Annotated in this window: 20 protein-coding genes and 1 other RNA gene; 14 read left to right on the top strand and 7 right to left on the bottom strand. The window is 64.9% G+C overall.

Annotated elements, in window-relative coordinates:
• The first annotated feature begins 6 nt into the window (after positions 1–6).
• Together budC and ACCQ01_RS00270 are read left to right on the top strand one after the other, a co-directional pair.
• Complete coding sequence (gene budC, locus ACCQ01_RS00275) at positions 7–774, top strand: meso-2,3-butanediol dehydrogenase (protein WP_228433575.1); 768 nt, start codon at positions 7–9, stop codon at positions 772–774.
• A gap of 51 nt (positions 775–825) precedes the next feature.
• Entirely contained in the window at positions 826–1383 is a 558-nt protein-coding gene (locus tag ACCQ01_RS00270; RefSeq protein WP_228433576.1) for a flavin reductase family protein, read from the top strand.
• A gap of 740 nt (positions 1384–2123) precedes the next feature.
• Here ACCQ01_RS00270 and ACCQ01_RS00265 read toward each other — a convergent pair.
• Both ACCQ01_RS00265 and ACCQ01_RS00260 read right to left on the bottom strand, forming a co-directional pair.
• A non-coding RNA gene (locus ACCQ01_RS00265) (sX9 sRNA) lies at positions 2124–2198 on the bottom strand.
• A gap of 114 nt (positions 2199–2312) precedes the next feature.
• The gene (locus tag ACCQ01_RS00260) at positions 2313–2720 is read right to left on the bottom strand and encodes a winged helix-turn-helix transcriptional regulator (protein ID WP_228433577.1); all 408 of its coding nucleotides are present in this window, start codon (positions 2718–2720) and stop codon (positions 2313–2315) included.
• 164 nt (positions 2721–2884) lie between these two features.
• Here ACCQ01_RS00260 and ACCQ01_RS00255 point away from each other — a divergent pair, with 164 nt between their 5' ends.
• Entirely contained in the window at positions 2885–3640 is a 756-nt protein-coding gene (locus ACCQ01_RS00255) for an SDR family oxidoreductase (protein ID WP_103699809.1), read from the top strand.
• 448 nt (positions 3641–4088) lie between these two features.
• Here the strand turns inward: ACCQ01_RS00255 and ACCQ01_RS00250 are convergent, their stop codons facing one another.
• Entirely contained in the window at positions 4089–5300 is a 1212-nt protein-coding gene (locus ACCQ01_RS00250) for an MFS transporter (protein ID WP_323370336.1), read from the bottom strand.
• 129 nt (positions 5301–5429) lie between these two features.
• Here ACCQ01_RS00250 and ACCQ01_RS00245 point away from each other — a divergent pair, with 129 nt between their 5' ends.
• Positions 5430–6041: a TetR/AcrR family transcriptional regulator gene (locus ACCQ01_RS00245; protein ID WP_228433578.1), complete on the top strand. Its 612-nt coding sequence runs from the start codon at positions 5430–5432 to the stop codon at positions 6039–6041.
• Positions 6042–6078: 37 nt separating this feature from the next.
• Here ACCQ01_RS00245 and ACCQ01_RS00240 read toward each other — a convergent pair whose 3' ends face one another.
• A complete protein-coding gene (locus tag ACCQ01_RS00240; RefSeq protein ID WP_014505976.1) occupies positions 6079–6969 on the bottom strand; it encodes a LysR family transcriptional regulator in 891 nt (296 codons plus the stop codon).
• A 128-nt stretch (positions 6970–7097) separates the two neighbouring features.
• Here ACCQ01_RS00240 and ACCQ01_RS00235 point away from each other — a divergent pair, with 128 nt between their 5' ends.
• The 3 genes from ACCQ01_RS00235 (at position 7098) to ACCQ01_RS00225 (ending at position 9269) form a co-directional block, all read left to right on the top strand.
• On the top strand, positions 7098–7775 hold the full coding sequence (locus tag ACCQ01_RS00235) for a type 1 glutamine amidotransferase domain-containing protein (protein WP_228433579.1): 678 nt from the start codon (positions 7098–7100) through the stop codon (positions 7773–7775).
• On the top strand, positions 7772–8077 hold the full coding sequence (locus ACCQ01_RS00230; protein WP_228433580.1) for a putative quinol monooxygenase: 306 nt from the start codon (positions 7772–7774) through the stop codon (positions 8075–8077). The genes ACCQ01_RS00235 and ACCQ01_RS00230 overlap by 4 nt, the downstream gene beginning before the upstream one ends.
• A gap of 298 nt (positions 8078–8375) precedes the next feature.
• Positions 8376–9269 (top strand): LysR family transcriptional regulator, encoded by an 894-nt coding sequence (locus tag ACCQ01_RS00225; protein ID WP_228433581.1) that lies wholly within the window; start codon positions 8376–8378, stop codon positions 9267–9269.
• Between the two features lie 344 nt (positions 9270–9613).
• Here the strand turns inward: ACCQ01_RS00225 and ACCQ01_RS00220 are convergent, their stop codons facing one another.
• The gene (locus ACCQ01_RS00220; protein ID WP_040940273.1) at positions 9614–10228 is read right to left on the bottom strand and encodes an FMN-dependent NADH-azoreductase; all 615 of its coding nucleotides are present in this window, start codon (positions 10226–10228) and stop codon (positions 9614–9616) included.
• Between the two features lie 333 nt (positions 10229–10561).
• A complete protein-coding gene (locus ACCQ01_RS00215; RefSeq protein WP_228433582.1) occupies positions 10562–11452 on the bottom strand; it encodes a pirin family protein in 891 nt (296 codons plus the stop codon).
• An 813-nt stretch (positions 11453–12265) separates the two neighbouring features.
• Here ACCQ01_RS00215 and ACCQ01_RS00210 point away from each other — a divergent pair.
• From ACCQ01_RS00210 to ACCQ01_RS00190, 5 genes are all read left to right on the top strand, one after another.
• Complete coding sequence (locus ACCQ01_RS00210; protein ID WP_103699816.1) at positions 12266–12712, top strand: Rrf2 family transcriptional regulator; 447 nt, start codon at positions 12266–12268, stop codon at positions 12710–12712.
• Between the two features lie 67 nt (positions 12713–12779).
• On the top strand, positions 12780–13424 hold the full coding sequence (locus ACCQ01_RS00205) for an NADPH-dependent F420 reductase (RefSeq protein ID WP_228433583.1): 645 nt from the start codon (positions 12780–12782) through the stop codon (positions 13422–13424).
• 228 nt (positions 13425–13652) lie between these two features.
• Positions 13653–13811 carry a hypothetical protein gene (locus ACCQ01_RS00200; RefSeq protein ID WP_228433584.1) on the top strand — a complete coding sequence of 53 codons (159 nt, stop codon included), beginning with the start codon at positions 13653–13655 and terminating at the stop codon, positions 13809–13811.
• Between the two features lie 221 nt (positions 13812–14032).
• Entirely contained in the window at positions 14033–14377 is a 345-nt protein-coding gene (locus ACCQ01_RS00195; RefSeq protein ID WP_012436881.1) for a hypothetical protein, read from the top strand.
• Between the two features lie 930 nt (positions 14378–15307).
• The gene (locus ACCQ01_RS00190) at positions 15308–15886 is read left to right on the top strand and encodes a class I SAM-dependent methyltransferase (protein ID WP_115529573.1); all 579 of its coding nucleotides are present in this window, start codon (positions 15308–15310) and stop codon (positions 15884–15886) included.
• 118 nt (positions 15887–16004) lie between these two features.
• On the opposite strand, the gene ACCQ01_RS00185 is transcribed toward ACCQ01_RS00190, so the two are convergent.
• Entirely contained in the window at positions 16005–17270 is a 1266-nt protein-coding gene (locus ACCQ01_RS00185; RefSeq protein WP_161963451.1) for a DNA topoisomerase IB, read from the bottom strand.
• Positions 17271–17416: 146 nt separating this feature from the next.
• Between ACCQ01_RS00185 and ACCQ01_RS00180 the strand changes: the two genes are divergently transcribed.
• Entirely contained in the window at positions 17417–17797 is a 381-nt protein-coding gene (locus tag ACCQ01_RS00180; RefSeq protein WP_012436878.1) for an I78 family peptidase inhibitor, read from the top strand.
• Between the two features lie 201 nt (positions 17798–17998).
• Positions 17999–22471 (top strand): glutamate synthase large subunit, encoded by a 4473-nt coding sequence (gltB, locus tag ACCQ01_RS00175; protein ID WP_228433585.1) that lies wholly within the window; start codon positions 17999–18001, stop codon positions 22469–22471.

The raw sequence follows: 22471 nt of genomic DNA, 5'->3' as shown, positions 1-22471 counted from the left end.
ACTTTCATGAGCCGTTTTAACAACAAAGTGGTGATCGTCACCGGCGGCGGATCTGGTATTGGCTTGGCTACCGTGCGGCGTTTTCTGGACGAGGGCGCCAATGTAGTCATCGCTGGTCGTAATCGGCAGCGCCTTGATGCGGCAACTGCCACGTTGCCCGTAGAGCGCGTATTGACTGTCGCAGCGGACGTGGCGGTGCGTACGGAATGCGAAGCGCTGGTTTCCAGTGCAGTGGGGCGCTTTGGCCGATTGGACACGGTGATCAATGCAGCCGGCATGAACCTGGTTGGCTCCTTGAGCGACACCAGCGATGACGATTGGCGGCAATGCATGGGTGCCGATCTTGACAGTATTTTCTTCATCGTTCGCGCGGCTTTGCCACACTTACGTACTACCCGTGGGTCGATCGTCAACGTCGGATCGGTCTCGTCTCTCGGCGGCGGCTGGAGCCATGCTGCCTACTGCGCTGCCAAGGCTGCAGTGGCCAACCTGACGCGAGCGATCGCCTGCGATAACGGACGCTACGGCGTTCGTGCGAACACCGTCTGCCCCGGCCTGACCATCACAGCAATGGTAGAGGGCATCATGGATGACGAGGCGCTTTTGCAGAAAGCTTGGGAGCGAATCCCGCTGCGACGCGCCGCCACGCCGGAAGAGGTCGCCGCAGCAATTGCCTTCCTGGCCAGTGACGAAGCCGCCTACATCACCGGCATCGCTTTGCCGGTCGACGGGGGGCAGACCTGCACCGATGGCGGCCCCGAATGGGGTAAGTGATCACCCAGGGGCGCCGGCTACAGCTGCCGGCGCCCTTAGCCGAGAACATTTATGAGTGCGTCAAAAAAACACGCTCTGCCTCTAACAGAGATCCGTCGATACCTAGAGCCAGGCCCGATCGTACTGGTGAGCTCGCACTGGCAAGACCAGAGCAACATCATGACGATGGGTTGGCACATGATGCTGGGATTTTCCCCGGCCCTGTTTGCTTGCTACATATGGAACGGCAACCATAGCTTTGAGGCTATTCGTCAGAGTGGCGAGTGTGTCATCAATCTGCCTACTGCTGACATGGTCAACACTGTTGTCGGGATCGGCAACTGCACAGGCGCCGACGTCGATAAGTTCAAGAGGTTCGGCCTTACTGCACAGAAAGCAGCTATTGTTGGCGCTCCGTTGATCACGGAATGCCACGCCAACTTCGAGTGCAAACTTGTCGACGACCGGCAGATCGATGAGTACGGCATGTTTATCTGGCAAGTTGTAAAGGCGCATGTCGCCAAGTCTCCTAAGCGCCCGCAGACCCTTCACTACCGGGGCCAAGCCGAATTTATGGTCTCGGGCAACCACGTGAGTAGACGCAGCATGTTCCAACCCCAGAACCTTTAGTAGAGCTGGGTGCCGTCAGCATAGACCAGGAAGTAGGAGCGGTGCAGATGCTCGGTGGGTCATCTTTCTGCGCCGAGCAATGGGTCTTCGCTCATGACTCAGGTGGATCTACACGGGCGGGGCCTCCTAAGGAAGTCCAGGGCTAACGGCCTCCCCGTCTGCAAGCCTTTATGCCCCACAAGCATTGGTAGAGGCCACTCTCTGCTTGTCCCACATGACTCCGGCTCAAATCTCATTTTCTGCTACGCAGGCGATCTCTCCGTAGACTCGATTTCATCCTTAAGGCCAGCCATGAGGAGGCTTTTGCTCTCAGCTTCTGCCATCACCAACAAGGAGATGACAGCAGTGCACCGTACCTCGCCGGGAGCGGGTGGTTCGAGGTGTGGCACACGCTGCTCGGTGGCCGGTGCCAAGCGACGGTCACGGTCTGAGATGTCGCTCGCCTCGGCCAGTACCGCTGGATGGGCGACTCCGAAGTACGCGCGAATTACAGACACCTTGCAGCGTATGCGCGCGGAAAACTCACGGGTTCGATGCCTGCCTTCTGCAAAAGCGCTCTAAACGGGAAGGCTCTATTTGCTACATCCACTGCGGGCTTGCTGCGTTGCCCGCGTGCAAATATTCATCAGGTCAGCGCTTCACCACCGCGCTGTCGGCGGATGTTCCCTGCCACCGTTCAATTCAATCGCTGACGTGATGTCGTAGCCGCCGCACTCTGGCCGCCGCGTCGCACTAAGAGCGGCTAACAAAACGTAGCGAGCAGCCGTCAGGTGGGTGCGGAAGGCGCGGAGGAACCGGAGTGTACGTGGGTACATGAGGATTCCGAGCACCGGCCGCACCCGCCTGGCGGCTGCGCAGTAGTTTTGATAGCTGCTCTAAGGTCTGCTGCAACGCTGCCTGGTCATGCCATGTAATCAACGTGCTGCGCGTCAGTAGTCGGCCACTGGCTCCGCATTTTCGGTGACTGCCTCGTTGGATACATAAAGTGCCTCTGCTGCAGCGATGTCGTCCGCGTGCACGTCGCACCAATGCAGCAAGCCGAGAAGTGGGCCTTCGAGAGTTTTCCCAAGCTCGGTACGTTCGTATTGAACAGCCACTGGCGAAGAAGAAATCACTTGACGCTTGATCAGACCCACGCGCTGGAGCCGACGCAGCGAATCGGTCAGCGACTTATGGGTCACACCGCCCAGGCGCCGTTTGATGTCATTGAAGCGCGTGGGCCCCATGCAAAGAACAGTGAGGATCATGATCGACCACTTGTTGGCGATCGGATCCAGGGCGACGCGTATTTCCTCGACTCTGCCGAGGCTACAGACCCTGTCGGTATCGTCGACCATATCTAGTACCTTCAAGGTGCGTAATTGAAACCTAGTATAGAACAGATATTCTCTGCCACCTCGGGCGCTCGGTTATGCCATGAAGTTAAACCGCATGCCGACATCGCCCGTCACTTTCGCCGGAAGCGTTACTCAGGCTATTTACCTCTCCAGAGACTATCTAAATGACGAATATCGAGATCAGCGGAAAAGTTGCACTCATCACTGGCGCATCCAGTGGCATCGGCAGCGCGACTGCACTCAGGCTGGCCAAGGCAGGCGTCAAGGTGGGAATTGCAGCGCGGCGCGCAGATCGGCTGGAGGCTCTGAAAACCGAGATCGAGAGCCAGGGTGGGCACGCATTGGTATTGGAAATGGATGTTGCCAACAAGCACTCCGTCGACGCGGGCGTCAAAGCATTGCTGGATGCGTATGGTGCGATCGATATCGTGTTCAATAACGCCGGGCTCATGCCGCTGTCCAACGTCGAAGATCTGCTGACCGACGAATGGAACCAGATGGTCGACGTCAACCTCAAGGGCGTACTGCATGTCACCGCGGCGGTGCTTCCGCAGTTAATCAAGCAGCATTCCGGCCATATCATCAATACCTCGTCGGTCGCGGGGCGCAAGCTGCTGGGGCCTGGATTTGCGGTCTATTCCGCAACCAAGTATGCCGTGACCGCCTTTACCGAGAGCCTCAGAACCGAGGTCGGCAAGAAGCACAATATTCGGGTGACCAGCATTCAGCCTGGGGCAGTGGCGACTGAACTGTTTGCCCAGACCAGCAGCGAGGAATACCAGGCCATGATGGCGGGATTTGCAGGGTCGCTGCGCGCCCTCGACCCCTCCGATATCGCGGAAACCGTGCTGTTTGCGGTGCAGGCGCCGGCCCACGTGAATATTGCCGAGCTGTATGTCGTGCCAACCGAGCAGGCGTAACCAACGCTTGTTTGTGCGTGAATGCCGAGATGCTGTGTCGTACGCAGCTCGGCAGATGGCTCCGCCGGCCATACACTGGCGGAGCCATCTGCTATCGCAACAGCCTGGGATAAACCCATGCGCTGATATGCGACCAAGTAGAGCCGTGTTGTCGATTAGGGCGAGCGCACAGGGTAGCAACCGGCGACCAGCGGCCTCTACGCGCAACGAGGCCTTGGTATTTGGACAGCTGCATTCCCACGCCGAGTCCGATGCCGCGATGCTGCGCCGCGATGCGACCACGCAGCTAGAAACGAACGCATTCCGTCGACGAACAAGGGCCTGCGGAACTCCACCCGACGTCGGTAATGCTGAAACCTCTGCGCCAGCACGCTCTGCGCGCCAACGCCCAGGCCACTGCGCGGACGCTCCTCGCTACTTCGCGCATGCCCTCACTCACAGCGGAACCTCAATGGCCCGCAACCGCTGAACGCGTGCCCGGGGCAAAGCCATGGCGCCGCGCGCGCCAGGCGATGCACCAGCCAATCGCCAGCACCACGGCCATGGCCGCGGGAAAGCTCTGCGCGCCCCAGTGGTTCAGCAGCACGCCGCCCATCACACCGCCGCCGGCGATGACGCTGTTCCAGGCCACGACATTGAGCGACAACGCAACATCGGCCCCCTCACCCGCGCTGTCGGCAAGTGCGGTCTGCAACAGGGTGGCCGCACCGCCGAAGGTCAGCCCCCAGACCGCCACGCAGGCGTAGACCACCGGCTGCATGTCCTGCAGCACGATCAACACCACGCAGATGGCGAAGAACGTCGCCAACGAAATCAGCACGGTGCGGCGCAGGTGGCGTTCCACCAGCTTGCCGGTCACTGCGATGCCCAGCAGTGCCGCCACGCCGAAGGTCAGCAGCAGCACATCGACACGATCGCCCAAACCCACGTGCGCCGCGAATGGAGCGACATAGGTGTACAGAATATTGTGTGCCAGCATCCATGCCATCACGGTGGCGAGCACCGGCCGGACACCCGGTGTGGCGAGCACCTTGCGCAGCGGCACGCGCTGCGATGCCGCCTGCCCGGGGTAATCGGGCACTTTCAGCAGCACCCAGGCGATCAGGATCACCGTCAACGCCGACATGCTGCCGAATGCGGTGCGCCAGCCCAACAGGCCGCCCATCCACGTGCCCAGGGGAACACCGAGCGAGAGCGCAATGGGGGTGCCCACCATCGCAATCGCCATGGCCCTGCCCTGCTGTGCCGGCGCAACCATGCGCCGCGCGTAACCGGCCAGCAGGCTCCACGCCAGCCCTGCCGCTGCGCCGGCAAAGAAGCGCGCCACCAGGGTCAGGCTGTAGCTGTTGGACAGTGCAGTGACCGAATTGAACACCAGGAAGCCGACGATGGTGAGCAACAGCACATGACGTCGCCGCCATTGCTGGGTGGCAATGGTCAGCGGGATCGCCGCCAGCACCGAACCCAGCGCGTAGGCGGTGACCGTCTGCCCGGCAAGCGCTGCAGTAATACCAAGGCCCGCGGACATCTGCGGCAGCAGCCCGGCCGGCAGGGTCTCCGTCACGATGCAGATGAAACCGGTCATGGCCAGTGCCAACAGGGCCGCGATGGGCAGCGGCGCGGGCACCGCGTCTACCGATGATGCGTTTGAAGAAGCCACAGGGTTTTCCTTGGTGACGGACCGTGGAGGTCACAGATATGTACCGATCGATACATATTTGGCCGGCACAGTTGCGTTTGTCAACCATATCTGTATCGACTAGTATTGATGTCAGTCTTGGAGGGCGCCATGGCACAGATGGGTAGACCACGCAGCTTCGACCGCGACGCCGCGGTCGAGCAGGCGCTTCATCTGTTTTGGGAGCAGGGCTACGAATCCACTTCCTTGAGCCAGCTCAAGGAGGCCATCGGCGGCGGCATCAGTGCGCCCAGCTTCTACGCCGCATTCGGCTCCAAGGAAGCACTCTTCGCAGAATGCGTGCAGCGCTACCTGGCGACTTACGCACAAGTGACCCACTGCCTGTGGGACACCTCGCTTGAGCCAAAGCAGGCCGTGGAGCTTGCGCTGCGCCGTTCGGCCAGGATGCAGTGCGAACGCGGCCATCCCAAGGGCTGCATGGTGACGCTTGGCGTGATGAGCACGCTGTCGCCGGAGTTCTCCGCGCTCTCTGCCCCGCTGACGCGCTCGCGTGCGCACACACGCGCCGGCATCCGCGCGTGCGTGGACCGCGCCATCGCCAATGGAAGCCTTGCAGCGGATCTCGACGCGGCCGCGCTGACGTGCGTGTTCGACAGCTTCATGCTCGGGCTATCCACGCTCGCCAGGGACGGCAAAACCTTCAAGGCGATGGATGCGGCCATCTCGCAGCTCATGCACCTGTGGGACATGCACGCCCGTTAGCGGGCTCCTTAGCGCACGGCGCTGTTTCCGCTAGCCACTACCAGCCACCCTCACGCGCCACCTCCAGCAGAAAGTCGCGCAGCAATCGGGCGCTGGGGCCGATCTTTTTCGAATGCACCAAGTAGATCTCCAGCGGTGCGGTCTGTGCCTGCGGTAGCACCTGCACCAGTTCGCCTGCAGCCAGCGGGGCGGCGGCGTCGTAGCCGGGCAGGCGCGCGATGCCTTCGCCGGCGAGCACGAAGGCAAGCCGTGACACCGCGCTGTCGGTGACGATGTCGCCCTGCACCGGGATATCGATGCGTTCGCCGTCGATCTGGATCTGCGTCTGCCGCTGACTGGGTGGGTAGATCACCCAGCGGTGTTCCTTGAGCGCGGCGGCCGTGGTGGGCGTGCCGTAACGCTTTACATACGCCGGTGACGCGCATAGCAAGGTGGCTTCGCGCACCAATGGCCGCGCATACAGCGTGGAATCCGGCAGCGGGCCGGCGCGCACCGCCAGATCCACACCCTGCTGCACCAGATCCACGTTGGCATCGCCCATCGCGATATGCAGGCGGATCGCCGGGTAGCGGCGGCGAAAGGCCAGCAGCGCGGGCAGGATGCGTTTGTTGCCGAAATGGTGCGAGCAGGTGAGCCGCACTTCGCCCTGCGGTTCGGCGCGCAACAGCTCCATGCCGCGCAAGCCGTCCGAGGCTTCGTCGAGCAAGCGCTCGCAATGCACGCGAAACGCCTCGCCCGCCGGGGTCAGGCTGAAACTGCGTGTGCTGCGGTACGCGAGCGGCACGCCCAGGCGCGCTTCCAACGCGCCCACGTGATGGCTGACCACTGCGCGGGTCAGCGCAAGTTCGCGCGCGGCCGCGGCGAAACTGCCACAGCGGACCACCGTGGCGAAGATCGCCATGGCGCGCAGTTCGTCCAGCAGAGCCATGGCAGCCTCAAATGCGTTTGTCTTACTGGATTTTACAATCTGTCAGCCGCCCGCTGTCTACTGCCCGCGCCGCGCGCCTTCTATCGTCTCTCCACCGGCTGCTGCCGGACTCAATCAAGGAGAGCGCAATGCACATCAAGCATGTCCTGTTCGTACTGACAAACGCTGGCCAGATCGGCCCCCATCAGCGCCCCATCGGCTATTTCTTCCCGGAAGTGGCGCACTCGGTCGAGGTGCTGGAGCAGGCTGGCATCGCGATCGAATTCGCCTCGCCTGCCGGTGGCGCGGCACCGGAGGATGGCTACGACGCGTCTGATGCGGCGCAGCTGGCGTTTCGCCACAGCAAGGCCTTCGGCCGCATGGCGCATAGCCGCAAGTTGTCCGAAGTGGACGTGCGCGATTACGACGCGGTGTTCGTGCCCGGCGGGCTGGGCCCGATGGTGGACGTCAGTGGGAACCGCGATGTGCAGGCGTTGATCAAGCAGGCGTGGGAAGCCGACATGCTGGTCGCCGCCGTCTGCCACGGCCCCTCCGCGCTGCTGGGCATCACGCTGGACGATGGCACCGCGTTGGTCCAGGGCCGCCGCGTCACCGGTTTTTCCACCGCCGAGGAGGACGGCTACGCGCGCGCCGATGTGCCGTTCGACCTTGAATCCGCCTTGCGCGAGGAAGGCGCACTGTATGCGGCCGGCGCAGACTGGCAGCCGCATGTAGTCGTGGACGGCACGCTGATCACCGGCCAGAACCCCGCCTCTGCCGGCCCGCTTGCGCACGCACTGGTGGCCGCACTGCAGTTGCAGGCATGAGCGCGCCGGCCCGCCCCATCGTGGTGGTGGCGCGCTGGAGCGTGCCTGACAGCGCGCGCGCTACGGTGCTGGCGCTACTGCCAGAGCTGCAGCGGCAGTCGCTGCAGGAACCCGTTTGTCTCGGTTACGAGGTGCTGCATGCACCGCAGGCCCCGAAGTGCATCGTGCTGATCGAACGCTACCGCGACAGCGCCGCCATCGAGGCACACCGCAGCACCACGCACTACCGCAGCCTGGTGGTCGAACGCATCGTGCCACTGCTGAGCAGCCGGCAGGTGGATCTGCTGGAGACGCTCGACTGAGCCGTTGTCATGCGGGCTGTCAGGGATGATGGCCCGTGGCTTTTGTAGGAGCGCGCTTGCGCGCGAGGGGCGTTCCCGAGAAGGCTTCATCGCGCGCAAGTGCGCTCCTACTCGGCATTGCGCGCTCCGTGCTCGACGTTGGCACCTACGCGTAATTGGCTGTTTGCTTGCCTGCACACCGGTTCAGCCGCATCCATGCAGGGACGCGTCGGGCCTGATCAGCGCCTGCCGTCCGACGCACAACACCTGATCCCCGGCCCGCTTAAACTCACCGCAGACCGAAAAAGGTGTGCCTGCCGTGATCGACCTCAATGACATTGCGCTGTATGTGCAGGTCGTGCGTAGCGGCAGTTTTGCCGAGGCCGCGCGCCGGCTGGGCACCGCGCCCAATAGCGTGAGCCGGCGCGTGCAGCAGCTTGAAGCGCAGCTGGATACGCGGCTGATGCAGCGCTCCACCCGCAAGCTCACCCTGACCGATGCCGGGCAGGCGTTCTACGAACGTTGCGCCGATGCGGTGGACGGGCTGACCGATGCCGGGCAGTCGCTGATGGCCGGTGGCGAGGAGGTCGCCGGCCTGGTGCGGGTGGCGGCGCCGGCGGATTTCCTGGATTTCTTTCGGGTCGAATGGGTGGCCGACTTCCTGGCCGCGCATCCGCGCGTACGCCTGGAATTCTTGCTCAGCGATGCGCGTGCGGACCTGATTGCCGAGCGCATCGACGTGGCATTTCGCGCCGGCACCCTGGCCGACTCCAGTTACGTGGGGCGGCCGATCCTGGCCGACAACCGCGATGTGCTGGTGGCAAGCCCAGGCTATCTGCAGGCACGTGGCAGGCCGCTGCGCCTGGATGAGCTGCCGCAGCACGATTGCCTGGGCATTCCGCATCCCAGCGGGCACGTCAGCTGGACGCTGGTAGGTCCGTCCGGGCTTGCCGAAACAGTGCAGGTGCCCACCCGTTTTTCCGCAAATACAGCGCGCGCGCTACGCTTGGCGTCCGTGGCCGGGCTGGGGATCGCCTTGTTGCCGCAGGCACTGACCTGGCCGGATGTGGCCGAAGGCCGCCTGATCACGGTGTTGCCGGATTTCCAGCGCAATGGCCAGGGCGTGCATGCGCTGTATCCCAGCCGGCGGCATCAGCCGCGCGCGGTGACAGCGTTTATCGAGGCGGTCAGCGCGCGCTTGAATGCGATGTAGCGCGGTGCGCGGGCATTGGTTGATTGGGTGGTCGATGATTTGCTGCGCGCGTTTGCGACTTAAGTACAGCTAACAAAACGTAGCGCGCAACCGTCAGACGGGTGCAGGGAACCGGGGTGTACGGGTACTTGCCGATTCCGATCGCCAGCCACGCCCGCCTGGCCGCTGCGCAATCGTGTTGATCGCTGCGCTAAGGCGTAAGCAAGCGGCGTTTGTAGGGCTTTCCACAACACACCTCGAGCGATGCAATCGCTCGAGGTGTCTGCCTGAAGATCACGTCGGCGCAGCGATACCTCACCGCGCCAACCGGTTGCTGCGAGCGGCATGCAACCGCCCGCACCGGATCACACCGGCAAGGCGTTGATCTGCGCCTGCGCAGCGGCCATGCCGGCGGCGCGTGCCTCCGGCCCCAGGGCCAGGCCTTCGGCAACCACCACTTCCGGTTGATGCAGACCAACGAACCCCAGCGCGGCGCGCATGTAGGTTTCCGCATGCTCCAGTGCCGCCGTTGGCGAGCCTTCGCCATAGCGGCCACCGCGCGCCACCGCCAGGATCACCCGCTTGTTGCCGGCCAGCCCTTCGAGCGCGCCTTCGGCGGTGTAGCGGAAGGTCTTGCCGGCCACCAGCACGCGGTCGATCCACGCCTTGAGCTGGGTGGAGATGGTGAAGTTGTACAGCGCCACGCCGATCACCACGGTGTCGGCATCCAGGAATTCCTGCAGCACCTGCGCACCCAGCGCCAGGTCGTTGGCCAGCTCCGGCGTCTGGTCGCCGGTGGGGTTTTGCGCGGCCGCCAGATGTGCGCCGGACAGGTGGCCGATCGGGTTGGCCGCCAGGTCGCGGTAGGTGTACTGCAGCGCCGGATCGGCGGCCTGCAACTTGGCCACGATGCTGGCGGTGAGCTGGCGGCTGGCGGAATAGTCGCCCAGGATGCTGGAATCGAGATGGAGCAGTTTCATGGTGATGTCTCTGATGGAAGTGATGAAAGTGGTTGAAGTGATGCGTGGGGTGCGGCAACGCGCGAAGGCGTTGCTGCGGTGGTCTGGTGGTGAGTCATGGAGCGCTGTGCACACACGGGTGATGGTCACAGCGCCCTGTTGAAAGCGGAGAACAGCGCAAGCTGCAGCGCGTCAGGCCGTTGCTACATCGTGCGAGACGCATCTGCACTGCAGCGCACGGCTGAGATGCGTGGCGTGCGGCGTTTCCTGCGGGCGATGGCATCAGCGCGTTGCGCTGCTCCGTCCTGGGTGCAGCGCAGTGATCGGCGGCACGCATGCCGCCGATCGCGTTGCTCAACCCAGGCGCCCCTGGCTGCGCAGTTGCGCGCCGATGCGGCGGATCTCCGCTTCGCCCTGGGCCAGGCTGGCCGGGTTGGTGTGCACCGAGTAATGGCCCATCACCAGATCATGCGGATGCTTAACCGCCGAGCCGAGCACGAAGGTGGTCGGGCCAACCGCGGTCACCTCGATCGCCTGCTCGCCGTCCTTGAACACCGCCATGTGCCCGCTGGCGATGGTTTCGGCCGCCTCCAGCTGCCCACCGTGCACCGCGATCCAGGCCACGTCATGGCCGGCCGGCGGCACGTAGCGCCAACGCTCGCCGTCGGCCAGCTGCACGCTGAGGTAGGTCATGTCGGCCGGTGCCGGGATCAGGCTCTGCGCCTGGCCATAGCGCCCCAGCAACACCCGCGCCGGGCCCACGCTGGGCACCTTCTCTGGCGACAGATACAGGCTTTGCGCCGGGGCGTTCTCCTCGGCGGCCGGCAGCGCCACCCAGAGCTGGAAACCCACCGCCGACGCGCCGCCCACTGGCATGCCGTCGTGCCAGACGCCGTTGCCGGCGCGCATCCACTCCACCCCGCCGGTGGGCAGGGTGCCGTGCTTGCCGGTGCTGTCCTCGTAGCCCACCTCGCCCTCCATCAGGTAAGTCAGCGTGGCGATACCCGAATGCGGATGCATGCCCATCGGCGCCCCGTCAACCGTCGGCTTGACGGTGAACAGGTCCAGGAACACGAACGGCTTGACCAGCTGGCCCAGGTCGCCCGGGCTCATCAGCCGGGTGATCGGGCCGCGACGGGTGCCGCTGGTACGGAACACCACCGGGCGCGGCCGGGCGGCGGACGGCACGATCGGCGCGCCCTGCGACGGAGTATTGGCGTGGAAGGAGGCCAGTTGTGCGTTCATGTCGGTTCCCCTTGGGGTGTCGGTGGAGCGGTCTGCTCCGGTGAGGAAAAGACTAGGCGCCGCCGCATTGATCGACTAGACGGAAGATTTGGAGTGGAGTCGTCCACTATTCGAAGTAATCGACTGGTTGCTGGCAGTGGCCAGCCGGCCTGGCTCTGGGCCGCTTAGGTTGCAGCGCGCGTTGCGTCGCTGCCTGCTGCGCGGCGCAAACGTGTGCATCCATTCGCACTGCAAAGGGTTTCTTGCGACTGGTCACTGGCTGTAATCGCAGCGTGCTGATCGCGGTATGGCACTCACCGGAATGCCCGGCAGCAAAGCGTATGCATGGGTTCGCAGCGCGTAGCGGCTCCATGACGGCGGATCGCTGATTGCGGCTTGGCGCCAACCGGGTGCATTGCAGCCAAGCACGCGTATCTGCTCGAATTGCCAGGGATTGGTCGCCGCTGATCGCTGATCGCTGCATGGCAATACCGGAGCACAGCAGCAAAGCAGGTGCATCCGCTCACAGCGCGAAGGGGTTCCAGCGATGCTGGTCGCCGATCACCGCACGCTCGCCCTCACTGACTTGCGACAGCAGTACACGCTGCTGAGCTCCCAGGCGGTTCGTACGCGAGACACCCCAGTCGCACCTTGGGTTAAGCCCTGTGCGATGAGAAACCCACCTAACAGCACGCATCAACGCCTCACTGCCAGACACTGGCGGCAGTGCCCCGCACGCCGGGGAGACGTGGACCCACGGCAGAGATTTCAAAAAACCGTTGACAGCCGTTGAATCGCGTGTAATCGTGTCACCAACACATCGACTTGACCGCCATGACTACCAGTACCCGCTTCGTCGTCGCAACCCATCTCCTGACCGCTCTGGCGGTCGTGGGCGGCAAGCCGATGCGCTCGGAAGACCTGGCCTACAGCGCCAACACCGGCGCGGTGGTGGTCCGCGGTCTGCTCTCGCGGCTGACGGCTGCCGGGCTGACCACCTCGCAGCTCGGTGCTGGCGGTGGTGCGCTGCTGGCCAAGCCGGCCGAGCAGATCACCCTGCTGGACATCTACCGTGCGGTGGAGAACACCGAGCTGTTTGCGGTGCACCGCACCCCGCCGTGCGAAAATTGCGCGGTGGGCGGCAACATCCTGCCGGCCCTGCAGCCGGTGCTGCAACGCGCGCAGCAGGCAATGGAAGCGCAACTGGCCGCCGTCAGCGTGGCCCAGCTCGCGGCCGACGTGGCCCGGCTGGGCAAGTTCACCCTACCGCTAGAACAGTAGTCCAATCCCACCCCTTCATTTCACTTTAAATGTCGTCATGTCGACGACATACATTAGGAAAGTCACCATGAGCATTGGCATCATCGGCGCAGGCGCCATCGACAGTGGTTTCGCACGCATCCTGGCCAGCAAGCACATCCCGGCAATGATTTCCAACAGCCGCGGCCCGGACTCGCTGCAGGCATTGGCGGCCGAACTCGGCCCCTCGATCACCCCGGCCACTGCCCAGCAGGCCGCCCAGGCCGACATCGTGCTGGTGGCGGTGCGCTGGCAAAGCCTGTCCGCCGCTCTGGCTGGCCTGCCCGACTGGAACGGCCGCATCGTCATCGATGCCAACAACGCGCTGATGGACGTTGCACCCGATTCACCGGACGCCACCGACCCGTCCAACCCGCTCGGCGGCTATGGGCTGAAGGCGATCGATCTCGGCGGCCGGCCCTCCAGCGTGGTGTTCTCCGAGCTGGTCCCGGGCGCCCGCGTGGTCAAGGCGTTCAACCACCTGGACGCGCAGCTGCTGGCCAAGCTCGACGTCGCCGAAGGCAAACGCGCGTTCTTCCTGGCTGGCGACGATGCCGATGCCAAGGCGCAGGTCGCCGCGCTGATCACGCAGCTGGACCTGGCCAGCGTGGACCTGGGCGGCCTGGCCAGCGGCGGCAGCTTGTTCGACCTGCCGTTTGGCCCGCTGTCGGTGGCCAGCTTCGTCAAACTCTGAGTTGGAAGGCTGGCAGCGGCAGTGCGACGGTGGCCCACACGCGACCGTCGCAGTTGCGGGAGCTGAAGCCATCGCCACCGCTGTCTGTGGCCCAGCACGTCCGCGGGTGACGGGATAAGGCAGCACCTCCATGTGACCCGGGTCAAGCAATGCTCGGCGCCGGGCCATATGCGATGGGTATTGTCGTGGTTGCCTTGCAGCCGGAACTGATGAGTAGTGGAGTTGCGGTTGCTGATGCTGTTGTTGCCGGTGCCGTTGGTTGCTGTCGCCGGTATCGATGCGGTTGCTCGTGCATCACTGCCTTCGGCAGTCAGCGTCCTGTTTCGTCTCGATCCTGACGCTTGGACCGACGACATGCGCACCAGACCTTCAAAACCAGCTCGCTGAGCGACGCGCCAGGCGTTGGGCGTTCCTGGCGTAGGAGCTTGGCTTTCGGCCTGACCAAGCACTGCGCACTGATCGGCGGTCTACTCCGCAACCAGATGCCCCAACCAGCGCGCGACATCCGCTCAACGCTTCGCCACGCGCGCCGCAAGCACCGGCGTCTTCATCCGATCCCCACAGCGCGGCCTTCACGCTTGCGGCCATTCTTCCCGCTGGAGATCACCATGGTCCGCACCCTCGCCCCGCTTGCCGCCGTCCTGTTGCTGTCGGCGTGCAGCACCAACCAGGTTGCGCAGGTGCAGCCGATCGATGGCGTGATCTCCGGCCAGTGCCATACCGACAAGGTGCGCGGCGCCGTGGGTCTGGCCGCCGCGGCGCAGACCGTAGAACGCGCCCGCGTGGATAGCGACAGCCTGCAGGTCAGCGTGCGCCGTGGCGAGCGCAGCACCGGCGGCACCACCGCCAGCGGCCTGGCCGACCCGGCCCAGGGCGCAAGCGAAACCGGCGGCGATCACCTCACCATCGAGACCGGCCCGAACGACAACATCACCGCCATCTATTGCGGCTGAGTATTCCGCGCGCGCCAACTGCGCCATCGCCGCCTGGTGACTCGCCAGCGCGGCGCATTCGCATACGTCTGCAGGGCGCCGATGGCATTGGATAAAGCCATGCGGCACAACGCGCGGACCATGCGCATGGCGCGTCGGTCCGAATTGCCTTGAAGCCACGCCGATGCGCGCAGGTTGCGGCCCTGCAGTTCGCCTGATGCCGATGCGTTGAAGTGCTCTCCAAACCACAGTCGCGCAAAACCACGCTGTGCCGCACGATCCGATACGCAAAAATGGGCGCAGCGCCAGCAAGGCTGAGCGGCGGCATCGGCAAGCAGTGGCATCCGCATGCGCGCAAGACGGCGTGTCGCCCAACATGAGCAAGGTGCGGCTGAGAGCCGTTGTGGCAGCCGCCTGGCTCTTCCCGATGGCCCGTTAGCCACCTTGACCCTTACCGATGGTCCCGACCGTTGCCGGTCGCTGATGCGTCGCGCCGGTATGCAAAGCCACACAATGCCTACGCACATGCACATGCACATGCGACCGTGCGGCGTCGCCGGCGAAACTGTCGTCTAGCGGGCAGCAATTTTCTTCTGCTTGCCATCCACACTGCACATCCTTGTATGACCGAGCGTTCGCATGGCCCCGCAGTGCCCGTTGCCGCTCGCTCTGAAGCCCTGTCAGCAACTGCGCACAGTGCAACGTCGTGACTGCTGGGCGGATGCATTTCGCGACGTTGCTAATCTACAAAGACATCGCGCGCGCACTGAACGCACGCACCACCGCGAACACCCGTCCAGCCACAAACGGTTGAAAACATCCCGCCGCCCGCGACAGACTGCCGGCGGACTCATCCTTGCGGGGATGCCTTGCGCGGCGTGCTGGCACACTGCATCCACAAGGTAGGCGGCGGGTGCCTGAGCCAGACTCTGCAACCGGGTGTGAGGATTGATGGCGCGTTCGTACAGGACTTCATTTTTTCGCGAATGGATCACTGCGCCCGCATCGGTTGCGGCGATCCTTCCCTCCGGGCGCGCGCTGGCCGCGGTGATCACCTCCGAGCTCTCGCATACCACCGAGCGGGTGCTCGAACTCGGCCCCGGCACCGGTGTGTTCACCGAAGCGATGCTCGACAGGGGCGTGCAGGAAAACAACCTGGTGCTGCTGGAGTACAACGCGGCGTTTTCCGCATTGCTCAAACAGCGGTTTCCCAGTGCCAACCTGCTGCAGATGGATGTGACCGGCCTGGAAGCACTGCCGCGCATCGACGGCGGGCGCGTGGATGCGGTGATCTGTGGCCTGGGCTTGCTGACCATGCCCATGCACCAGGTGGCGGCGATCGTGCGCGGTGCCTTCCTGCATCTCAAGGATGATGGCCGGATGTATCTGTTTACCTACGGATTGAAGTGCTCGGTGCCCGACTGCATTCTCGACCAGCTCGATCTGGAGGCGGTCAAGATCGGGCGCACGTATCGCAACCTGCCGCCGGCGACTACCTACCGCCTGCAGCGCCGTTCGTACGCCTGCTGATTCACACAATCCGGTCGCGCACCGCGCGCACAACAGGTCGCGCGACAAACGCACAAGGCACCTGCCGAAGCGATGCACACCGCCATTGCCTCGGCACCACGCCAGGACACGCACCGCATCACGCCGCCTTGCGTGCGCCCACCTTCGCCGTCGTCGGCCGCTTGATGGCACGCTTGCTCGCACGCTTGGCTGGCTTGACCGATGTGGCCGAGGACTTCGCCGCTTTCACCACCTTGCGCACCTTGGCGCGCGAGGCGCTCAAGAACCGCAGCGTGGCCGCTTCCCACTGCCGTTCGCCGCGCACACCGGTGGCCAGGGTCTGCAACTCGCCAGCGCGCCAGCCTTCGAACACGCAAGGGTCGATGTAGGCCTTGCGGCAGACCGACGGCGTGTTGCCCAGCGCATCGGCCACCTCGCGAATGACATCGTTCTGCACCTGCTTGAGCGCCCGTTCGCTGCTGCGCTCGGGCAAGGGCAGCCGCGCCAGGCGCTGCAACGCCGCCAGCGTGCCGCCCCAGGTGCGGAAGTCCTTTGCGGTGAAGTCCTCGCCCATCGCCTCGCGCAGATAGTCGTTGACCTCGCCCGAATCCACCGGCTGCAGCTGGCCGTCATCGTCCTTGTACTGAAACAACGACTGCCCCGGCAGCTGCTGACATTCGCGGATCAGTTTGACCAGGTGCTTGTCGTCGACTTCGATCTCATGTTCCTGGCCACTCTTGCCGCGGAACTTGAGCCGCGCGCGGCCGCCTTTCAGAAATTCCATGTGCCGGTTGCGCAGCGTGGTCAGCCCGTAGGAGCGGTTACTGCGCGCGTATTCGGCATTGCCCACACGCACCAGCGTGTCAGCCAGCAACGCCACCACGATGGCCAGTACCTTTTCGCGTGGGAAGCCCGGCAGCAGCAGATCGCGGCGCAGCCGGCGGCGCAACTTCGGCAGTGCTTCGCCGAAGGCGATCACGCGCTCGAACTTGCCTTCGCCCCGCACCTGCGCCCAATCGGCGTGGTAGCGGTACTGCTTGCGCCGGCGTGCATCGCGGCCGGTGGCCTGCAGATGGCCGTTGGGCTTGGCGCAGATCCACACCTCGGTATACGCCGGCGGAATGGCCAACGCGCGGATCCGCTGCAAGGTGTCGGCATCGGTCACCCGCTGCCCGTCCGCGTCCCGGTAGCTGAAGCTCTTGCCAGCCTTGCGGCGGCTGATACCGGGCTGCTGATCATTGACATAGACCAGGCCGGCCGCACGCGCGGTGGCCTTGGCCTGGGCCACCGCAGCAGCGGTGGTGACGGCGGCGGTGGCGGCCACCGCAGTGGTGGCGACGGTGGCCAGCTTGCCCGCGGTGCTGGCAGCGACGGCGGCATTGCGAAGAACACGGTTGGCTTTCATTGCGCACACATCGGAAGGCTGGCGCCGATTGTTGGGCCGGGCCGGACTAGGCCGCGTCAACGTCATGGCAACGCAGCGTGCGCAAGCAATGCCTGCGGCGGCGTTTGTGCTTATGCTTGGGCCATCCCCCTGTGCTGGAGTCATCGATGAGGTTTGTCCTGCCTACCGCCCGCCTGGCCTGCACGCTGGTTGTGCTGGCCGCACTCAGCGCCTGTAACAAGCCGCAACCGGACGAGCAGGAAGCCGTCTCCGCCAAGGCGCAGCAAGCCGCCGAACAAGCCTCCGCCCCGGCACCGGCTGCCGCACCGGACGCACCGCCCATCGGCACCTGCGATGCCACTCAAGTGCAATCGCTGGTGGGCCAGCCCTTGACCGAAACCGTGAGCGAACAAGCCCGCAACGACGCCGGTGCCAAGGCGGTGCGTGTGCTCAAACCCGGCCAGATGACCACGATGGAGTTCAACGGCGAACGGCTCAATCTGGAAGTGGACGCCAAGAACATGATCACCTCGGTCCGCTGCGGCTGAGCACGCAGCAGGCCTGGCGCTCCCATCGGGCGCCAAGCCTGCTGGCACAAGGGATTCAGGCCGCTCTCGTTGCAGCTGTAACGGTGTATTGCGGCACCGCATCAACTGTGTTTTAGTCGATGATCCGGTGATCTCCTGCACCGCTCCATGGTCGAGCGGTGCAACGTCGTCGCCGTTTTCCCGGATCGCAAAGAGGCAGACATGGCCCCCCGCACTCGCCAAGGGCTCGACGACTACGGTCTCTACAACAGCGCGCGCGACGAACGCGACGCCTGTGGTTTTGGCATGGTCGCGCAGTTGGACGACCAGCCTTCCCGTTCGCTGGTCGATACCGCGATCGCTGCGCTGTCGCGCATGACCCACCGTGGCGGCGTGGCCGCCGACGGGCTCACCGGCGACGGCTGCGGCCTGCTGATCCGCAAACCCGATGCCTTCCTGCGCGGGCTGGCCCGCGATGCCGGCATCACGCTAGGCACGCGCTATGCGGCCGGCGTGGTGTTCCTGCCGCTGGACGAGGCCGATGCGGCGCGCTGTCGCAGCGAGCTGGAAACCCAGCTGCAGATTGCCGGCGTGCAGTTCCGCGGCTGGCGCGTGGTGCCCACCGATGACAGCGTGTGCGGCCAGCTGGCCCGCGACACCCTGCCGCGCATCGAGCAAGTGTTTGTCGATGCCGGCGCCGAGCAGACCGAAGACGGCTTCACCCTGGCGCTGTTTCTGGCGCGCCGCCGCGCCGAGCAGGCCCTGCGCGAGGTGGACAACTTCTACGTCACCACGCTGTCGCCCAATGGCATCAGCTACAAGGGCATGGTGCTGCCGGACAAGCTGAGCACGTTCTACCCGGACCTGCAGCGCAGCGATCTATCGTCCAGCGCGATTGTCTTTCACCAACGTTTTTCCACCAACACGCTGCCGCGCTGGCCGCTGGCGCATCCGTTCCGCCTGCTCGCCCACAACGGCGAGATCAACACCATCGAAGGCAACCGGCGCTGGGCGCAGGCGCGTAGCAAGGTGTGGCAGACGCCGCGCTTTGACATCGCCGAATTCGACCCGGTGATCTCCATGCACGGCTCCGATTCGCAGAGCCTGGACAACATGCTGGAGCTGCTGATCGCCGGTGGCATGGACCTGCTGCAGGCGCTGCGCATCCTGGTGCCGCCGGCGACCCAGTCGCTGGAGTTCAAGGACGCCGATCTGGCTGCGTTCTACGAGTTCTACGGCCTCAATACCGAGCCGTGGGACGGCCCGGCCGGCATCGTGGCCTGCGACAGCCGTTACGCGGCCTGCATGCTCGACCGCAACGGCCTGCGTCCGGCGCGCTGGATGCTGACCTCCGACCGCCATTTCCTGGTGGCCTCCGAGGCGGGCGTGTGGGAATTGCCGGCCGAGCGCATCACCCGCAAGGGCAAGCTGGGCCCGGGCGAGATGATGGCGATCGATCTCAAGCGCGGCGATCTGCTCGATTCCGATGCCATCGACCGCATCAACCGTGCGCGTGCGCCCTACAAGCAATGGCTGCAGCAGGGCGTGACTTACCTGCAGACCGAATTGATCGACCCCTCGCTGGTGGAAGAACCCTTCAGCGAGCAGACCCTGCGCAGCTACCACAAGCTGTTCCAGCTCAGCACCGAGGAAGTGGAGCAGATCCTGCGCCCGCTGGCCGAGACCGAGCAGGAGGCCACCGGCTCGATGGGCGACGACACCCCGATGGCAGTGCTCAGCCGCCAGACCCGGCCGCTGTACGACTACTTCCGCCAGGCCTTTGCGCAGGTCACCAACCCGCCGATCGACCCGCTGCGCGAAGGCATCGCGATGTCGCTCACCACCCAGCTCGGCAAGGAGACCAATATCTTCCATGCCGGCGCGGAGACGGTGAACCACGTCATCCTGAATTCGCCGGTGCTCAGCCAGCGCAAGCTGCGCCAGCTGCTGAAGATGGAGCAGTACGTTGCGCGCAATCGGCTGATCGACCTGTCCTACAGCGTCGAAGAAGGCTTGAAGGCCGGCCTGGAACGCATCTGCCAGGAAGTGGAAGCCGCCGCCCGCGATGGCGCGGTGATGCTGCTGCTGTCCGACCGTTATCCAGTGCCGGACCGCCCGATGGCGCACGCGTTGCTGGCCACCGGCGCGGTGCATCACCACCTGTGCAAGGTGGGCCTGCGCTGCGACGTCAACCTGATCATCGAAACCGGCACCGCGCGCGACCCGCACCACATGGCCTGCCTGCTCGGCTTCGGCGCCACCGCGGTGTACCCGTATCTGGCCTACCAGACCCTGTTCGACCTGGGCCGGCGCGGCATCCTGCAGCTGAGCAAGGGCGGCGAGCAGTCGCAGATCGGCCGCCGCTACCGCAAGGGCATCTACAAGGGCCTGTCCAAGATCATCTCCAAGATGGGCATCTGCACCATCGCCAGCTACCGCGGCGCGCAGTTGTTCGAAATCGTCGGGCTGGACCCGGACGTGGTGGAGCTGTGCTTTGCCGAAACGCCGGCGCGTATCGGCGGGGTGAGCCTGTCGCGGCTGGATACCGAAGCGCGCGAACTCACCGCACGCGCCTGGAACGACCAGCTCAAGCCGGAAGTGGGCGGCCTGCTCAAGTACGTGCACGGCGGCGAGTACCACATGTACAACCCGGACGTGGTCATGACGCTGCAGCGCGCCACCCGCACCGGCGATGCCAGCGATTGGCAGAAGTATGTGGATGCGGTGCATTCGCGCCCGGCCTCCACGCTGCGCGATCTGGTGCAGCTCAAGCGCGCCGACACCCCCACCCCGCTGGACGAAGTCGCCCCGCCCGCCGATGTGCTGCGCCGGTTCGACACCGCCGCGATCAGCCTGGGTGCGTTGTCGCCGGAAGCGCACGAGGCGCTCGCCATTGCGATGAACCGCCTGGGCGGGCGCAGCAATTCCGGCGAAGGCGGCGAAGATCCGGCCCGCTACGGCACCGAGAAGCGCTCCAAGATCAAGCAGGTGGCCTCCGGCCGTTTCGGCGTGACCCCGGAATACCTGGTCAACGCCGAGGTGTTGCAGATCAAGGTCGCGCAGGGCGCCAAGCCCGGCGAAGGCGGCCAGCTGCCCGGCCACAAGGTCAACGAGCTGATCGCCCGGCTGCGTTACGCCAAGCCCGGCATCGGCCTGATCAGCCCGCCGCCGCATCACGACATCTATTCGATCGAAGACCTGGCCCAGCTGATCTATGACCTCAAGCAGGTCAACCCGACCGCACTGGTGTCGGTGAAGCTGGTCGCGCATGCCGGCGTCGGCACCATTGCCGCCGGCGTGGTCAAGGCCGGCGCCGATCTGATCACCGTGTCCGGCCATGACGGCGGCACCGGTGCCAGCCCGGTCAGCTCGATCCGCTATGCGGGCGTGCCGTGGGAACTGGGCGTGGCCGAGTCGCACCAGGCGCTGGTGGCCAACGACCTGCGCGACCGCACCATCCTGCAGACCGACGGCGGCCTGAAGACCGGCCTGGACGTGGTCAAGGCCGCGTTGCTGGGCGCCGACAGCTTCGGCTTCGGCACCGCGCCGATGATTGTGCTGGGCTGCAAGTACCTGCGCATCTGCCACCTCAACAACTGCGCCACCGGCGTGGCCACGCAGGACGAGCGCCTGCGCGCGAACTACTTCACCGGCCTGCCCGAACGCGTGGAGCATTTCTTCCGCCTGCTGGCCGAAGAAGTGCGCCAGTGGTTGTCTTACCTGGGCGTGCGTTCGCTGGACGAGATCGTTGGCCGCACCGACCTGCTGGAACAGCTCGAGGTTTCGCCGCGTCCGGGCGTCAAGGTCGATCTGTCACGCCTGCTCACCCATGCGCAGTACGACGGCAGCCATTGCGCGGCCCAGCGCCTGTACGAATCGCCGGACAGCCTGGCCACGCAGATGGACGGCCTGCTCGCCGATGCGATCGCCAACAAGACCGGCGGCGACCATCGCTTCCTGATCCACAACACCGACCGTTCGATCGGCGCGCGCCTGTCCGGCACCATTGCGCGGGCGCACGGCAACCATGGCATGAGCGATGCGCCGTTGAACCTGCGCTTCCGCGGCACCGCCGGGCAAAGCTTCGGCGCGTTCAACGCCGGTGGCCTGCAGCTGGAGCTGGAAGGCGAAGCCAACGACTACGTCGGCAAGGGCATGGCCGGCGGCCGGCTGGTGGTGCGCCCACCACGCGGCGCACGCTTTGAAGCGCGCAATACGCCGATCGTGGGCAACACCTGCCTGTATGGCGCCACCGGCGGCGAGCTGTTCGCAGCCGGGCGCGCGGGCGAGCGCTTTGCGGTGCGTAACTCCGGCGCACTGGCGGTGGTGGAAGGCGCCGGCGACCACTGCTGCGAATACATGACCGACGGCGTGGTGCTGGTGCTGGGCAAGGTGGGCCTGAACTTCGGCGCCGGCTTCACCGGCGGTCTGGCCTACGTACTGGATATCGAACGCGACTTCGTGGACCGCTACAACCACGAACTGATCGACATCCACCGCGTCTCCGCCGAAGGTTTCGAAAACCATCGCCAGCACCTGCACACCCTGATCAGCCGCCACCGCGAGCTGACCGGCAGCATCTGGGCGCAGCAGATCCTCGACGAGTTCCGTGACTACATCGGCAAGTTCTGGCTGGTCAAACCCAAGGCCGCCAGCATTGAGTCGTTGACCGAGTCGCTGCGGCGCGCCGCCTGA

The sequence above is a fragment of the Xanthomonas sp. NCPPB 4037 genome, assembly GCF_041475695.2.
GTDB lineage: Bacteria > Pseudomonadota > Gammaproteobacteria > Xanthomonadales > Xanthomonadaceae > Xanthomonas > Xanthomonas campestris.
Note: the sequence above shows the minus strand (reverse complement) of the source record. Positions and strands in the feature narration are given on the sequence as shown.

Coding starts and splice junctions, on each gene's coding strand:
- budC (WP_228433575.1), top strand. CDS start 7: ATGAGCCGTTTTAACAACAAAGTGGTGATCGTCACCGGCGGCGGATCT.
- ACCQ01_RS00270 (WP_228433576.1), top strand. CDS start 826: ATGAGTGCGTCAAAAAAACACGCTCTGCCTCTAACAGAGATCCGTCGA.
- ACCQ01_RS00260 (WP_228433577.1), bottom strand. CDS start 2,720: ATGGTCGACGATACCGACAGGGTCTGTAGCCTCGGCAGAGTCGAGGAA.
- ACCQ01_RS00255 (WP_103699809.1), top strand. CDS start 2,885: ATGACGAATATCGAGATCAGCGGAAAAGTTGCACTCATCACTGGCGCA.
- ACCQ01_RS00245 (WP_228433578.1), top strand. CDS start 5,430: ATGGCACAGATGGGTAGACCACGCAGCTTCGACCGCGACGCCGCGGTC.
- ACCQ01_RS00240 (WP_014505976.1), bottom strand. CDS start 6,969: ATGGCTCTGCTGGACGAACTGCGCGCCATGGCGATCTTCGCCACGGTG.
- ACCQ01_RS00235 (WP_228433579.1), top strand. CDS start 7,098: ATGCACATCAAGCATGTCCTGTTCGTACTGACAAACGCTGGCCAGATC.
- ACCQ01_RS00230 (WP_228433580.1), top strand. CDS start 7,772: ATGAGCGCGCCGGCCCGCCCCATCGTGGTGGTGGCGCGCTGGAGCGTG.
- ACCQ01_RS00220 (WP_040940273.1), bottom strand. CDS start 10,228: ATGAAACTGCTCCATCTCGATTCCAGCATCCTGGGCGACTATTCCGCC.
- ACCQ01_RS00215 (WP_228433582.1), bottom strand. CDS start 11,452: ATGAACGCACAACTGGCCTCCTTCCACGCCAATACTCCGTCGCAGGGC.
- ACCQ01_RS00210 (WP_103699816.1), top strand. CDS start 12,266: ATGACTACCAGTACCCGCTTCGTCGTCGCAACCCATCTCCTGACCGCT.
- ACCQ01_RS00205 (WP_228433583.1), top strand. CDS start 12,780: ATGAGCATTGGCATCATCGGCGCAGGCGCCATCGACAGTGGTTTCGCA.
- ACCQ01_RS00195 (WP_012436881.1), top strand. CDS start 14,033: ATGGTCCGCACCCTCGCCCCGCTTGCCGCCGTCCTGTTGCTGTCGGCG.
- ACCQ01_RS00190 (WP_115529573.1), top strand. CDS start 15,308: ATGGCGCGTTCGTACAGGACTTCATTTTTTCGCGAATGGATCACTGCG.
- ACCQ01_RS00185 (WP_161963451.1), bottom strand. CDS start 17,270: ATGAAAGCCAACCGTGTTCTTCGCAATGCCGCCGTCGCTGCCAGCACC.
- ACCQ01_RS00180 (WP_012436878.1), top strand. CDS start 17,417: ATGAGGTTTGTCCTGCCTACCGCCCGCCTGGCCTGCACGCTGGTTGTG.
- gltB (WP_228433585.1), top strand. CDS start 17,999: ATGGCCCCCCGCACTCGCCAAGGGCTCGACGACTACGGTCTCTACAAC.